The organism is Endozoicomonas sp. 8E, assembly GCF_032883915.1.
Classification (GTDB): domain Bacteria; phylum Pseudomonadota; class Gammaproteobacteria; order Pseudomonadales; family Endozoicomonadaceae; genus Endozoicomonas_A.
In genome coordinates, this window is sequence record NZ_CP120717.1 from 1,940,313 (window position 1) to 1,955,665 (window position 15,353).

11 protein-coding genes are annotated in these 15,353 nt (G+C 48.9%); 8 read left to right on the plus strand and 3 right to left on the minus strand.

The features are described from left to right. Positions 1-360 precede the first annotated feature (360 nt). The 7 genes from P6910_RS07105 to tldD all read left to right on the plus strand — a co-directional run bounded on the left by P6910_RS07105 (position 361) and on the right by tldD (position 10,746). Complete coding sequence (locus P6910_RS07105; protein ID WP_317145571.1) at positions 361-1,398, plus strand: rod shape-determining protein; 1,038 nt, start codon at positions 361-363, stop codon at positions 1,396-1,398. Between the two features lie 97 nt (positions 1,399-1,495). Continuing rightward, positions 1,496-2,401 carry a rod shape-determining protein MreC gene (mreC, locus tag P6910_RS07110; RefSeq protein ID WP_317145572.1) on the plus strand — a complete coding sequence of 302 codons (906 nt, stop codon included), beginning with the start codon at positions 1,496-1,498 and terminating at the stop codon, positions 2,399-2,401. After that, positions 2,398-2,886 (plus strand): rod shape-determining protein MreD, encoded by a 489-nt coding sequence (mreD, locus tag P6910_RS07115; protein ID WP_317145573.1) that lies wholly within the window; start codon positions 2,398-2,400, stop codon positions 2,884-2,886. The genes mreC and mreD overlap by 4 nt, the downstream gene beginning before the upstream one ends. 5 nt (positions 2,887-2,891) lie before the next feature. Then, positions 2,892-3,491 carry a Maf family protein gene (locus P6910_RS07120; protein ID WP_317145574.1) on the plus strand — a complete coding sequence of 200 codons (600 nt, stop codon included), beginning with the start codon at positions 2,892-2,894 and terminating at the stop codon, positions 3,489-3,491. 222 nt (positions 3,492-3,713) lie between these two features. Beyond that, positions 3,714-5,186 carry a ribonuclease G gene (gene rng, locus P6910_RS07125; protein WP_317145575.1) on the plus strand — a complete coding sequence of 491 codons (1,473 nt, stop codon included), beginning with the start codon at positions 3,714-3,716 and terminating at the stop codon, positions 5,184-5,186. Between the two features lie 31 nt (positions 5,187-5,217). Then, positions 5,218-9,174, plus strand: a complete 3,957-nt coding sequence (locus P6910_RS07130) for a YhdP family protein (protein ID WP_317145576.1) — start codon at positions 5,218-5,220, stop codon at positions 9,172-9,174. Positions 9,175-9,306: 132 nt separating this feature from the next. Continuing rightward, positions 9,307-10,746 (plus strand): metalloprotease TldD, encoded by a 1,440-nt coding sequence (gene tldD / locus P6910_RS07135; protein WP_317145577.1) that lies wholly within the window; start codon positions 9,307-9,309, stop codon positions 10,744-10,746. Positions 10,747-10,775: 29 nt separating this feature from the next. Here the strand turns inward: tldD and P6910_RS07140 are convergent, their stop codons facing one another. Next, positions 10,776-11,402 carry an NUDIX hydrolase gene (locus P6910_RS07140; protein ID WP_317145578.1) on the minus strand — a complete coding sequence of 209 codons (627 nt, stop codon included), beginning with the start codon at positions 11,400-11,402 and terminating at the stop codon, positions 10,776-10,778. A gap of 60 nt (positions 11,403-11,462) precedes the next feature. Continuing rightward, positions 11,463-12,521: an AI-2E family transporter gene (locus P6910_RS07145; protein WP_317145579.1), complete on the minus strand. Its 1,059-nt coding sequence runs from the start codon at positions 12,519-12,521 to the stop codon at positions 11,463-11,465. A 341-nt stretch (positions 12,522-12,862) separates the two neighbouring features. Here P6910_RS07145 and P6910_RS07150 point away from each other — a divergent pair, with 341 nt between their 5' ends. Beyond that, complete coding sequence (locus P6910_RS07150) at positions 12,863-13,315, plus strand: hypothetical protein (protein ID WP_317145580.1); 453 nt, start codon at positions 12,863-12,865, stop codon at positions 13,313-13,315. 116 nt (positions 13,316-13,431) lie between these two features. Here the strand turns inward: P6910_RS07150 and P6910_RS07155 are convergent, their stop codons facing one another. After that, a complete protein-coding gene (locus P6910_RS07155; RefSeq protein ID WP_317145581.1) occupies positions 13,432-15,054 on the minus strand; it encodes a carboxypeptidase M32 in 1,623 nt (540 codons plus the stop codon). Positions 15,055-15,353: the final 299 nt, after the last annotated feature.

Below are 15,353 nucleotides of genomic sequence, written 5' to 3' on the forward strand. Positions count from 1 at the left end.
ATTATCAAAAGTTTTAAAAAAAGTCAGTACGAACGTAATAAATTCGAGTTTTTGTGTACGAAGTACGTGTTTTTAATCGGCCAGCAGTTTAACTCAAATAGTTCGGAAAAGGCCAAGCGCAGGTCCAGAATTTTTCATTTTATTTCAAAATTATGAATGGTGGCCATTGAGAACGCAAGCTATCTGCATTAGGTTAATCTATGGTCTGTCTTGAATAGCTTAAGTGGCAATCCTCCTTTTTGACCCTGAGTAGCTCTTATTGGACCATGTAGATTGCGGAATTGTCGCTTGCTCTGAGTACTGTGCATTGATAGAGTTTGCGGCATTTAAAGAAAGCCTTGAATCAAGGTAATACAGAAAATGCTGAAAAGGTTACGGGGTCTGTTTTCCAGCGATTTGTCGATCGACTTGGGAACGGCTAACACACTGGTCTATGTCCGCGAAAAGGGAATAGTCCTGAATGAGCCATCGGTTGTGGCCATTCGAAACTTGGGACCACAGAAAAGCGTAGTCGCGGTAGGCGCTGATGCCAAGCGCATGTTGGGAAGAACCCCAGGCAATATTACTGCCATCCGCCCCATGAAAGATGGTGTGATTGCAGACTTTGATGTCTGCGAGCGCATGCTTCAGCATTTTATTAATAAAGTGCATGAGAACAGTTTTATCCAGCCCAGTCCTCGAGTACTGGTCTGTGTTCCCTGCAAGTCCACCAAAGTGGAACGCAGAGCCATTCGTGAATCCGTTCTGGGTGCTGGTGCCCGTGAAGTTTATCTGATTGAAGAGCCCATGGCAGCTGCTATTGGTGCAGGTTTGCCGGTAGAGGAAGCCAGTGGTTCCATGGTGGTCGATATTGGTGGTGGTACCACTGAGATTGCTATTATCTCTCTGAGCGGTGTTGTCTATTCCGAGTCTGTAAGAGTGGGTGGAGACCGTTTTGATGATGCGATCGTAACCTATGTTCGTCGCAACTATGGTAGTCTTATTGGTGATTCAACCGCTGAGCGCATCAAGCAGGAGATTGCGATTGCCTATGCCAGCGATGAGCTGATGGAAATCGACGTCCGTGGTCGTAATCTTGCTGAAGGTATTCCCCGCAGCTTTACCCTGAACAGCAGTGAAATTCTGGATGCCCTGCAGGAGTCCCTGAGTGCGATTGTTCAGGCGGTTAAAAGTGCGCTGGAACAGTCTCCTCCGGAACTGGCTTCTGACATTGCCGAGCGAGGTCTGGTGTTGACTGGTGGCGGTGCCCTGTTGCGTGACCTGGACAAACTTATCAGTGAAGAGACCGGCCTGCCCGTGCTGGTGGCGGAAGACCCGCTGACCTGCGTTGCTCGTGGCGGAGGTCGTGCTCTGGAAATGATGGACAAACATTGTATGGATTTACTGTCCACAGACTGAACGTTAGTAGAGGTGCTTTCCAGCCAAACAACAGGCCAAGCGGTTTCCGCCTGGCCTGTTGTTATGATTGAAGCCTGTAATTTTTGAAATTAAAAGATTGAGTTCTCCGTGCAAATCACAGGAGCCAGCCATTAAATCGATATTTAGCCAGCAACAGTCTTTGGCGACACGTTTTGTTTTTTTGCTGAGTATTTGTATTGCCCTGCTGTTTGTTGATCACCGTTTTGATTATCTCTCTACTGCCCGCTCCTGGTTAACAATGGCGGTTGCCCCCCTGCAGTGGATCTCTGACTTACCTTCCCGGGCTATTAGCACAGCCGATGAACTGGTGACTTCCCGAAGTGACTTACTTGAAGAAAATACCCGGCTGAAAGCCCGTAACCTGATTCTTGAACAAAAAGTTCAGAAGCTGGCATCTCTGACTGCCCAGAACCTTCGCCTGAAGGAATTGCTGAATTCGTCCGAGCTTGTGGATGAGCAGGTTCTGGTGGCTGAAATCATTGGTATTGATCCGGACCCCTATGAACACATTGTGACGATCAATAAAGGTTCTACCGATAGGGTGTATAGAGGTCAGGCCATTGTTGATGCTCACGGGGTTATGGGGCAGGTGATTGCCGTTAATCCGGTCAGTAGCCGGGTCATGCTGGTCACAGATACTGCCAGCAGGGTTCCTGTCCAGGTTAATCGCAGTGGCTATCGCGCTATCGCTGTGGGCACCGGCAGTAAGGATTCTGTGGAGCTGATGCATATATCCGATACAGTGGATATTAAAGAAGGTGACCTTTTGACCAGTTCGGGTCTGGGACAGATTTATCCGGTGGGCTACCCCCTGGGGAAAGTCAGGAAAATAGTGCGTACACCAGGAGAGGCGTTCGCCAGGATCGAGGTTCAGCTGATGGCTGAAGTCAACAGAACACGTTTTGTTCTGCTGGTCTTCCGTTCAAACGAAGACATGAAACCGGAATCGGCACCTGGAGCTAAGCAGAAGGAGAGCCCATGAGTATTCAGAAAGCCAATGCTCATTGGATTGTCTGGTTTTCCGTGCTGGCTGCTTTCCTGTTGAGTATTTTACCTCTGCCAGCCTGGATCTCCATTGCCAGGCCATCCTGGGTGGCTATGGTGGTGCTTTATTGGGTTCTGGCTCTTCCGGAGCGTTTCGGATTATTTTTTGCTTTCTTTACCGGCTTGTTGATGGATGTTGTGCAGGGAACAACCTTTGGTCAGAATTCTATGGGATTGTTGCTGGTGGCTGTGATTGTGCTGGGTCTGCACCGCCGTTTGAGAATGTTCCCATGGTGGCAGCAGGCCTTTATGGTGTTTGTGATTGTCGGTTTTTATCAGTTGCTGAATTTGTGGATTCGCAGTGCCCTGGGCAGAACGCCGCCGACACTCTGGTATCTGGCGCCGGCCCTCACCAGCGCCGCATTTTGGCCATGGGTGTCTGCTATTTTAGGGTCACTGAGGCGAAACTTCAGAGTTACCTGATTATCATGATCTATCTTGCTTCCCAGTCGCCGCGCAGAAAGGAACTTCTCCAACAGATCGGTATTGCCTTTCAGCAAATTCATTGCGGGATTGATGAAACGCCGCTTTTGAGGGAGGCTCCCGAAGCCTATGTTACCCGAATGGCTGAAGAAAAAGCGCTGGCTGGATGGCGGCAGCTTACTCTGGAGCACCTGCCAGCCAGACCCGTGCTGGCAGCAGATACTTCAGTGATTCTGGGAATGAAAATACTCGGTAAACCCGAAAATGAGCTAAAAGCCTGTGATATGCTGTTGTCTTTAAGTGGGAATAGCCATGAGGTATTCACAGCAGTTGCGGTCACTGATGGTAATAATCTATCCGTGAGAGTATCCAGAACAGTGGTCAGAATGACTGCTTTTGACCGGAAAGTGGCAGAAGCTTACGTCGCCACCGGTGAACCAATGGATAAAGCCGGTGCTTACGGTATCCAGGGAAAAGGAGCCGTTCTGGTAGACAGCATAGCGGGAAGCTACACAGGCGTGGTGGGTTTACCCGTCAGGGAAACCGCAGATCTGCTTCAGAATCTGGGCATTAGCCCATGGCACTCTCAGTCAGTAAAAAACTGATCAGAAAGAATCTCGGGAGACTGTTCAACAGCTTTCCTGCCAGACAAGGCTCCTAAGGTCTGGCAAAACGTTTTCAGGCATTTGTTTTGTTTATTTAGTTTTTCTGGCAGGTCAGGATTGTCATTGAATTTTAAACCCTTCGGACTTACAGCCAAGATGGCTTTAAGCCCTCGGGCTCTTGGGATTCAGTATCCTGATCCTGACCAGCTCAAGGGGAAGGGAATGAGTGAAGAGATTCTGATGAATATCACGCCAATGGAATCGCGTGTGGCGCTGGTTGAAAATGGGGTACTTCAGGAAATCTACATTGAGAGAGCCTGTAGTCGAGGCATTGTCGGTAATATTTACAAGGGCAAAGTGGTCCGGGTTCTCCCTGGAATGCAGGCCGCTTTCGTGGATATCGGTCTTGAAAGGGCCGCTTTTATTCATGCCAGTGAAATTACTCCCCGCAATGAGAGAGACAATGATGATCAATCGGAGCGGCCGATTGTTGCGCTCGTTCATGAAGGTCAGTCGCTGGTTGTTCAGGTCACCAAAGATCCCCTGGGAACAAAAGGTGCCCGCCTCACCACGCATATCTCTATCCCGGCCCGCTATCTGGTGCTGATGCCTCATAATAATCATGTAGGCATTTCTCTGCGCATTGAAGATGCAGAAGAGCGCGAGCGTCTCAGAAAGCTGGTTGAAGAAGGCATGAATGACGACGGGGAAGATCAGAAAGGCGGCTTTATTCTCAGAACAGCAGCAGAAGGTATTACCGAGGCAGAAGTGAAGGCCGATATTCTTTTCCTGAGAAGGTTATGGCAGACCATTGAAGAAGGGGTTAAGGAAAACACGGCTCCGGCCACGATTTATGAAGACTTGCCTCTGCACCTGAGAACTATGCGTGACCTGGTGGAACCGGATATCGAGAAAATCCGAATTGATTCCAGGGAGACCTTCAATAAGGTCTCCAAGTTTGTCAAAAAACTGGTGCCCCTGGTGGATGGCAGGGTGGAATATTATCCGGGCGAGCGTCCTATTTTTGATCTGTTTGGGGTCGAAGACGAAATCAACAAGGCGCTCAGTCGCAAGGTGCAGTTGAAGTCAGGGGGCTATCTGATTATCGATCAGACGGAGGCCATGACCACGATTGATGTCAACACAGGGGCTTTCGTGGGTCATCGTAACCTCGAAGAAACTATCCTTAAGACCAATCTGGAAGCTTCTGTAGCCATTGCCCGGCAGTTACGACTGCGAAACCTGGGCGGCATTATTATTATTGATTTTATCGATATGGAAGACCCTGAACATCAGAGGCAGGTGCTGAGAACCTACGAGAGGTCTCTAGAGAAAGATCACGCCAAAACCAACATCACCGGAGTGAGTGAGCTGGGGCTGGTGGAAATGACCCGTAAGAGAACTCGGGAGTCACTGGAAAATGTGCTCTGTGAACCCTGTCCAACATGTGATGGTCGTGGCACATTGAAAACAGCTGAAACAGTGTGCTATGAAATTTTCAGAGAAATTCTTCGAGCTGTTCGCGCTTATGATAGCCAGAGTTACACTGTTCTGGCATCTGAACAGGTGGTGGACCGCCTGTTGGATGAAGAGTCCAGTAATGTGGCAGATCTCGAAGAATTTATTAAAAAACCGATTCGTTTCCAGGTTGAACCCATATACAGCCAGGAACAGTTTGATGTGGTGCTGGTATAACCGGGAATAGGAACGCGTCAATGAAAAACAGATGGCCTGGTATTTCATGAGGTCAGGTTCAAGGCTGGTAGCTTACCTCAAGTCTGCCGCTCTATGGAGCTTCCGCCTGGTCATGGCGGCCCTTCTTTTAATTGTATTGCTGGTGGCCGGGGTCCGGATTTTTATCGGATCCCTGCCCTTGTTTCAAGACTATCTGGTTGAATATCTTAACAACACGCTCGATACCTCTTTCGCTGTCGATCAGCTGGACGCCAGCTGGGCTGGAGGTACTCCTACTCTCAACATCAAAGGGTTGACGCTTCAGGGGAATACTTCTGAAGCCCCCGGTTTTGCTATTGAACGCCTTGATCTCGAGCTGGATTTTAAAGCCAGTCTGATGAACCGGGCTCCGGTCTTTTCCTATCTGGAAGCAGAGGGTGTCACCCTGGCCATAGAGAGTGACAGTGATGGCGTGTGGTCACTCAGAGGAGTCCAATACATCCGTGACAACGGCAAGGGCTTTAATCTGCACAAAACTCTGGAGTTATTGCAGCTTCAGGAACACATTGATGTCACCAACTTTTCCTTGACAATGCAGCCTTATGGCAGTGAGCTGCTGATTCTCGATACTCGCTATTTTTTCATGGTTGAAGAAGTGTCAGATCTAAAGCATCTTCAGACCAGAATTGTGACACAACAAGGGGATCTGGAGTTCAAAGCGTTGGGCAAGGGGATTGACAGAAATGACATGACATGGACCGGGCTTATCAAGGCCAGTGCACTGGACCTGGCTCCCTGGTCTGCGCTCTTTTCGCAAGACCTTCGTCATTTGAAAGCCGCTCAGTTGAAAAGCACGGAGTTGAAAACCGCACAATTGAATCTGGATGCTGAGTGGCAATATCTTGATGGTCAATGGCAATTGCAGGGAGATTTGAATCTGCCATCGATTGTCTACCAAAAAGATCAGCAACTGCTGCCGAATGCTTCGCTGTCGACTGAGTTTTCACTGGCGAGCAATTATCTGATTGGAAGTACAGACTGGCAGCTTGGGCTGCAAAATATGAGTCTGACATCCGGCGAGCATCATGTTGGTCTTAACATCAAGATTCATAGCAAGAGCGAAAGAGAGCCGATTTACACGACTTCGGTTAACTCTGTTGATCTGGCAGCGCTCAAAACTTTTCTGGTCAATACTCAGCTAATGCCAGAGCTGGCTGATGAGCTGTTCACTATTCTCAACCCGGCAGGTGAACTCGATAACATTTTTGCCCGATACTACCCCGATAAGCCACTCAGGGAGCAGCTGGATCTTTCTGCGAAACTGAAAGGCGTTTCAGTGGCTGCCTGGGAGGAAGCTCCGTCTGCCTCAAACGTCAATGGCCATTTAAAAATGGGCATGATCAGCGGCTATTTTGACCTGGATACAGAAAATTTCACATTGGGGCTGACCAAACTGTTTCGCGATGTCTGGCACTTTGATACTGCCCAGGCAAGGTTGAGTTGGGATGTACTGGATAAGAAGAATTTCTTTCAGCTGATTAGCGATGATATCACCATAAAAGCACCCGAGGGTGATCTCAGTGGTCAGCTGAGGCTCGATATTCCTCTGGATGGAAAGGAGCCCATTGTCATGGATCTGAATGTGGGCATGAAAAATGGTGATGCCAGCTATGCTCCAAAGTACCTACCCAGCCGTTTGCCAACGCTTTCAAAAGAGCTGGTAAAGTGGCTTGATACCAGTATCAAAGGGGCCGAAGTTTACCAAGGGCGCTTTACCTACGATGGCCCGCTAGAAGACACTGACGACCCTGATGATGTGAAGTGGGGACTCTATTTCGATGTCAATAAAGCGCGACTGGATTATGATCCTGACTGGCCAGAAGTCTATGACGCCCGGGGACAAGTGTGGGTGGATAACGACAATATCAAGATTGATATTGCCTCAGCAAAGTTATTGGATGCAAAACTCAGTCATGTCCAGGCTGATCTGGCGCTGGATAAAAATCTGGATTTGAATATCTCCGGTCAGGTGGCCGCTACAGGCAAGGATCTTGAAAAGCTATTGACTGAGACCCCCATAGATCAGCGGCTGAAGGGAGAAGCAAAGAAGTGGACGATTCATGGAGACCTGAATGCCAACATTCAGTTAGCGATTCCACTTGAGCATGCCATGGATACGTCAGTTGACGTTAGTATGGAAACATCGGGAGCGTATTTCGGCATAGATGCGGCTGACATCCAGATCGAAGACATTGAAGGTGCCATGAATTTCAGTACTGAAACCGGATTGTCTGCTGAAAAAGTGAGAGGCCGCTTTCTGGGTGATGCTGTTGAGGCCCGGGTTTACACCGATATAAAGAATAAAGCTGAGCCTGAAGTCCATGTCCACTGGAACGGTTCTGTTTCTGCTGAAGGACTTCAGCAGTGGCTTCAGCTGGATGCTCTCAGTTTTCTCGAAGGTGCCAGTCGCTACAAAGGCGAGTTAATACTGGGTGGCAAGCCTGCTGACCTTCAGTTGAAAGTGACCAGTGACATGAAAGGCATGGAAATCGAGCTTCCGGCGCCTCTAAAAGTAGCGTCTGGTCAGACAGTGCCTTTTGAGCTGCGTCTTAATCAATTCACCCATCGAGGTGAACTGGATAATGCTCTCCTGGATATAGTTCTTGGCAAGACAGGGCAGGCCAGAATTCAGTTTGGGGATGGCTTCAAGTATAAGTCTGCTGTCGTTCTGCTTGGCAATAAAGGTAAACTGCCAGCCATGAAGCCCAATAAAATTGTACTGTCCGGACAACTATCCAAACTTGATCTGATGCCTTGGAAAAAGCAGTTTGAAGGGCAGCCGGGAGACACAACAGAAAAGACTCTGGTGAGTCAGATAGAAGTCCATCAATTGAAGATTGATCGACTCCTCTGCAATAAAGAAACCCTGAATAATCTGGTGTTTAACCTGTCTCATGAAACCCGTGGCACACGTCTTGATCTAAGCAGTGACACGATAGAGGGTAGTTTGATAATACCTGAGGATCAGAAGCAACCCTACCAACTGAATTTGAAAAAGCTGCATTTTTCCCAAGATCCCGCAAAGAATGAAGCTACTGCTGAGCATAGAGATGTATTGGCTGATATCCGACCTTTAGATTTGCCCAATGCTGATATCTCCATTGACTCTCTTAAGTTAGGCAGCAGGAATCTGGGTTCAGTTTCTTTTGGTTTGAGACCCTTTCCTAATGGCAAGCGTATTCAGGGTCTGAAAATCAATCTGCAGAAGATGGAGTTATCCGGAGATCTGGACTGGACCTATATCAATGGTCAGCACAGAACTTTTTTTAATGAGCATCTAACGGGTTCGGGAGTTCAGGCTCTTCAGGAAGCTCTGGGTATTTCACCTTTTGTTTCAGCAAAGAAGACGACCATTGAGGGAAAACTGGCCTGGGATGGACCTCCGATGGGTATCAATATGGCGTCACTGACAGGTGCCGTTAGACTGACGCTGGAAAGTGGCACCCTGCAGAAGTTGGAAGGAGGAGCCGGAGCCTTGAAAATGTTCGGCATCCTGAATATGGAGGCACTGACCCGGCGTCTGCGGCTCGATTTTTCTGACCTCTACAAGAAAGGCATCAGTTTTGACCGTATGGATGGGGTCGTGCGGTTCGACGAAGGCGTTGTCACTTTCGATAAGCCTCTTGAAATTCAGGGGCCTTCATCGAACTTCAAGCTGGATGGTCACATAGACACTCTTTCCCAGAGGATGGATATGAGCCTGGTTATTACACTTCCTCTATCGTCTAATTTGCCAATACTCAGTGTTTTGCTGGGGACTGCGCCTCAGGTGGCTGGTCTGATTTATCTGGCGGATGTGCTGGTGGGTAAACAGGTGGACCAGCTGGCCAGTATTCGCTACCGGATCAAAGGCTCTTTTGACAACCCTGAAGTGACTCTGGATCAGTTATTCTCCGGCAAAGCCCGAAAACCAGACCAGACAGAGATTCCCAAGCGGAAAAAACCCTGAGTCAGAAACAGGATTAAGCAAAATGAGAATGCTTTTTCTATCCATAGGTGTGACAATCTCACTATAACGACGTCTGCCCGCTCCGGATCCACAGGGGTAGGCTATGGATAATAGCAAAGGCCTGAATATACTATGACCGACATTCTTACACAGGCGCGAAATCATTTGCTGGCGCCGGCAAATATCGGTGACAACGAGTTGGGCAGAGTGCTCGACAGTATTCTCGGCCATTCGGTTGATGCTGCGGACCTCTACTTTCAATCCACACGCCATGAAGCCTGGGCGCTGGAAGACAGTATTATCAAGGAAGGCAGCTTCAATGTTGACCGGGGTGTAGGTGTACGTGCCATCAGTGGCGAGAAAACCGGCTTTGCCTATTCCAATGAAATTATTTTACCGGCTCTGGAGCAGGCTGCGGGTGCGGCTCGCAGTATTGCCCGTCAGGGTCAGGAACATCAGATTCAGGCCTGGAGCCGCAGTCAGCCACTGGCTTTATATGGCATGGATAATCCTTTGGATTCCATGAGCCGTGAAGAGAAAGTGGCACTGCTCAAGGCTGTTGATCAGGAAGCCAGAAAAGCGGATCCAGCGGTTAAGCAGGTGAACGTCAGTCTGGCGGGGTCCCATGAGGTGATTTTGGTGGCTGCTTCTGATGGTACACTGGCAGCGGACATTCGCCCTCTGGTTCGTATGAGCGTCAGTGTCATTGCCGAGAAAGATGGCCGTATTGAGCGAGGTTCTGCCGGTGGTGGTGGTCGTGGTGACTATCTGCAGTTTATCCGGAATGACAAAGGTTTGAGCTACGCCCGTGAAGCGGTGCGACAGGCTCTGGTGAATCTTGAAGCCGTTGCTGCTCCGGCTGGGACCATGCCAGTGGTATTGGCTCCGGGCTGGTCGGGTGTTCTGTTGCATGAAGCCGTAGGTCATGGTCTGGAAGGCGACTTTAACCGTAAGGGAAGCTCTTCCTATTCGGGTCGCATCGGTGAAAGAGTGGCTTCACCACTGTGCACCATTGTTGATGATGGTACTCTGACAGGCCGCAGAGGTTCCCTGAATCTTGACGACGAAGGTGTGCCGACCGAATCAACGGTTCTGGTTGAGAACGGTATCCTCAAAGGTTACATGCAGGATAAGCTCAATGCTCGTCTGATGGGCGTCGCTCCGACGGGTAATGGACGTCGGGAGTCTTATTCTCATCTGCCCATGCCACGAATGACCAACACTTACATGCTGGCCGGCAAGAGCGATCCGGGTGAGATTATTACCAGTGTTGATAAAGGTATCTATGTTGCCAATATGGGCGGTGGTCAGGTCGATATTACTTCCGGCAAATTTGTATTCTCTACCAGTGAGGCTTACCTGATTGAGAATGGCAAGGTCACTACCCCGGTTAAAGGCGCTACCCTCATTGGCAACGGTCCCGATGTGATGAATCAGGTCTCTATGGTTGGTAATGATCTTGAGCTGGATCCGGGCGTTGGCGTCTGCGGTAAAGACGGTCAATCTGTGCCTGTTGGTGTGGGCCAGCCTACGCTGAAGATTGATGAAATCACGGTAGGCGGAACGGCCTGACCCACAGGGAAAGTGGCAGACAAAACTGCCTATCTGTCAAATTCTGTTGGTAACTCAGGGTTGTCATGGTGCTGCTTCAACAAAGCAATATCAGAAGCAATGGTTCTCCCCTGTGAAAGAGTTGGGAGTTGGTCCAGTTCGAAAAAGCCGACCTCTGATATTTCGGTATTGGCAGTAGGGCTGCCGCCCTTCAGTTCACACAGAAACAGCATTTTGATCAGATGATGGGGGTTTGTTGGATAGTAGGGGTGTTTATGAACATCGCGAACAGCCACCAGTTTCCCAGCTTTGACAACATACCCTGACTCTTCCAGAGTTTCCCGTTCTGCCCCCAGAGCCGGAGACTCACAGACGTCGGCCCAGCCACCCGGCAGGGCCCAGCGACCATCGGAGCGCTCTCTCACCAGCAGGATACGATCTTCCTGAAACACCCCGGCCCGGATATCGAGCTTAGGTGTGGTGTAGCCATTTTCAGGAAGAAAAAAGTGATCAACTTTTTCAATGGGAGCACCTGCAAGAAGTGCCGTCATTTCGTGAGCAATGCCCCGGAGTTGATGGTAGCGCTCCAGGTCAAAGTCGCCATCAGCATAAGTTATTCCGTTTTGGGCTATAGCGCGAATCTTTTCAGCCCAGTCTATCCATGGATTTTTCTGCATGATATTTGCCTGTCCATTGATGAATCTGTTCACTCTAGTACAGTCGGCTGATGCTGAGTATTACTTTGACAGTTCAGCTTCCACTTCCTCTTTTGTCCGACCAGATCCCAGAAGCACAGCAAACCTTCGGCTACCGGGTGAGGACTCCAGTAGTACTTTTATGCTGATGGTCAATGGAACTGAGAGCAGCATGCCAATGGGGCCCAGTAACCAGCCCCAGATCAGCAACGATAAAAAAACGACCATGGATGAAAGGCCGAGCCCTTTACCCAAAACTCTGGGCTCAAGCATGTTACCAATCAGCATGTTGATCGCGAAATAGCCAGTTGAAATAAATATCGCTTCAGAAAAACCCAGTTGCAGCAAAGTGATTAGAATACCGGGTATCGCCGCCAGTATGGAACCAATGTTTGGAATAAAGTTCAGGGCAAAAGCCAGAATGCCACCGAGCAGGTAAAAGTTAACCCCTCGTGACCATAACAGTAGAGCGACCAGCAATCCGGTGAGCAGACTGATGGCCGTTTTCAGGGCAACGTAATGATTGACCGAGGCAACAAATCTTTCGAGGTCTTTCAGTTGCTGGTCCGGATTGGGCATGGAACGGATCAGCTTGTTTTTTAGCAGCGGTGCCTCGGCCAGCATGAATATAACCGTCAGAAAGATCAGAAAAGCATAACTGGTGGCACTGCCCATATGGCTTAGCATGGACGTTAAAAAGCCAAACAGGGACGAGGTATCCAGTGGTTCAGCGATGGATTTCAGATCCAGATTAATGTTGCGTTGCGCCAGTTTTTCACTGATCTGGTGGATCATCTCGATCGTTTGCTGCTTATACCCTGGCAGTGCTTTGGCAAACTCCTGCAGGGCGCTGCCAATGGAAGCCACAATCATCATCATAGTAATGATAAGCACCGAGACCACTAACAAAATACCCAGTACCCTGGGAATATGCAGTCGGCTCAAGGCATTAATAGCAGGGTTCAGAAGGATTGTCAGGAAGTAGGAAAACAGCAGGAGAGAGAGTATTTCACTGCCTAGACGGATACCGGCCAGAATGATCACCAGTGAAGCAGCTGTCACTAAATAGCGGCTAATGTTCTGTATTTCGGTTGATTGCATACTTGATTCTCGCTCCTTTTGCATATGTTCAAGATTCAAGATCTGACTCCATTGATTGTCACCATCGTTGCGAGCCGTGGAGAGTCCAAGGCGAATGCTACGTCGACCCACCTTGGCTAACTTAGCGAGAAAGTTGCCATCATTGTACTAAGATGCTTTCTAAACAGGCTTGCTTGGATGCATCGCAGATGAAGCCGCATGACGTTAAATCAAGCTTAATCCTGAAAAAGGGAACATCGCAACGACTGTATACAGCATTTTGAGGAAACCATCAAAAATAAAGTTGCGCCTGATCTTGTTGCGCAGGGTGCCAGGGCGATTGGGCTGGCCTTGGTATTATCGTGCAAATTAAAAAGTCGATCATGCACTTAAATCCTGAAGCCAAATGTGTGAGGCTAAACATGATTAAAAATATCTCATGCGTATTTTTAATATCAATAATCGCATTTTCATCTAACGTTGTGTTCTCTGACAATTGCACAATAGTCACAAAGACGTATGTAGAAAGCCTTCGCAATGGTAACGAATGCAATGGCATACTGCCATTATTCAGCAATAAATATGACCTGGTGTATTCTCCCAGATATGGAAAAATTACAGCTAAATACTTATTTTGTCATAAAGATAAAGGTGTGAAGTATGATGTTGTTAATCAACAGCTTTTGACTGACTGCGTGTTAAGTTTAACTCTGAATATTGAGGGCATTAATAGCTCATATGTTGATGTTTTTGTACTTGATGAAAATGGAAAAATTAAATCTTTATCCATCTATTCTGGCCCATCAACATTATAATTGACATTCACTCCCACTGGGTGAGCGTCAGGTCTTGATCCTGCTCCTTTTGGATGTGTTCAAGATTCAAGACCCGACCCTTCTGGCCCTGGCAGGAGTTTAAGGTGAGCGAGTCATCAGGTGTTCAGGTAACGACTCAAAATGTGTTGTTTGAAGTGATCTGCATTCAGCGGCTCGCCGGTAGCCTTAGTATAAAGCTCCCGGGTTTCCAGCTTGCTGCCCTGCTGCCAGATGTTTTCTGTCAGCCAGTTAAATACCGGCTCCAGATCACCATTGGCGATGCGACTTTCTACATCGGGTAATTGTCGTTTAACAGCAGCAAACTGCTGGGCTGCATACATGGCACCCAGAGTATAACTCGGGAAGTAACCGAAAGCGCCCATTGGCCAATGAATATCCTGCATGCAGCCGGAACTATGCCTGTTGCCGGTGGAAAGGCCCAGGTAAGCCTGCATTTTCTCATCCCAGATCTGGGGCAGGTCATCCACCTGCAGGTCTCCTTCGATCAACGCCTTCTCGATTTCATAACGCAGGATCACATGCATGGGATAGCTTATTTCATCGGCATCAACACGAATAAAGCCGGGCTTTACCCGGTTGTAGATCTTCTCAAGATTGGCCTGGCTGAAACGCTCATCTTCCTGACCTCCTGCCAGATGTTTCACAATCAGAGGCCTTATCAGATTCAGGAACTGGGGGCTGCGGCCCAGTTGCATCTCAAAAAACAGACTCTGGCCTTCATGGACCCCCATGGAACGATAAGAGCCCAGTGGCAGTGCTCTCAGATCCGCCGGAAGATTCTGGTTATAGCGGGCATGACCTGTCTCGTGGATGGTTCCCATCAGGGATTCAACGAAATCTTGTTCGTTATAACGGGTTGTGAGGCGAACATCCTCCGGAACCCCTCCACAGAATGGGTGAACACTGACGTCCAGTCGGCCGTGGTCGAAGTCAAAGCTCAGCAGTTTCATTACATCCAGCCCCAGGGCTTTCTGGCTTTCAGTAGGGTAATGGCCCTGACTGGCGATCAGAGAATCATTTTTTTGCTGTTCGACAACGGTTTGCAGGGTTTCTGGCAGCCAGCTCTTGAGGTTGCCAAAAAGGACATCCAGCTCTCTGGAGGTCATACCGGGTTCATAAAGCTCGAGCATGGCATCGTAGCCTTTGGCACCGGAAGCAGCGGAGCGGATATTGGCCTCTTCACGGGCCAGTTTGACGACTTCTTTCAGGTTTTCGGAGAAGCCTTTCCAGTCGTTTTCCGGGCGCTGGGTTCGCCAGGCATGTTCGCACTTTGAGCTGGCCAGAGACTGGGCTTTGACCAGATCTGCTGGCATGACCGAAGCTTTTCTCCAGCTGCGTTCCATTTCCCGGATAGAACATTGTCTGACCGGGTCGTCAGCTTTTTCCCGGGCTTCCTGAAGCCAGTGGCCTACCTGCTCTTCAGTTAGCAGTTCGTGCATCAGGCTGGAGAGTTCTGCCAGGGCTTCAGAGCGGGCCTGATTGCCCCCGGAAGGCATCATGGCTGCCTGATCCCAGCTGGCCATGGCAGACAGATGTTGAAAACGGTAAAGCTTGTTGAAACGTTCTACCAGATGGTTGTAGGCCTGGTTCATATGACTGGTTCCATCGTTTTGGTTATTGTAACGGTTGAATTCTGTCGAGCAGTTATCCGGGCTCTTGCAAAAGATCCTTGAGGACAGCGCTTCCGGCTTTTGGCCGATGACAGAGCGAAGCTTCATCCAGTGCAGTATGAGTATCCTATACTAGATCCCATTTTCTGTCGGCTATTTATTACGGATGAGATGGAGTCTGAATTTATGCGAAAGCCGTGTTTCCTGATTGTTTCAAAACTTTATTTTCACAAATATAAAGCAAAATGCTTTGTATTTTTGTGCGCTATTCTCTTTGCTCCTGCAGCGATCGAGGGTCTCGCAAGTCTCTGGTTCCCATGCTTCAGCCTGGGAAACCATACGTGTGCCGAGCATGTCACACAGCTTGGGGGTGAAAGTCCCCTGTCCAGCCAGATGAGGGCGAAGGA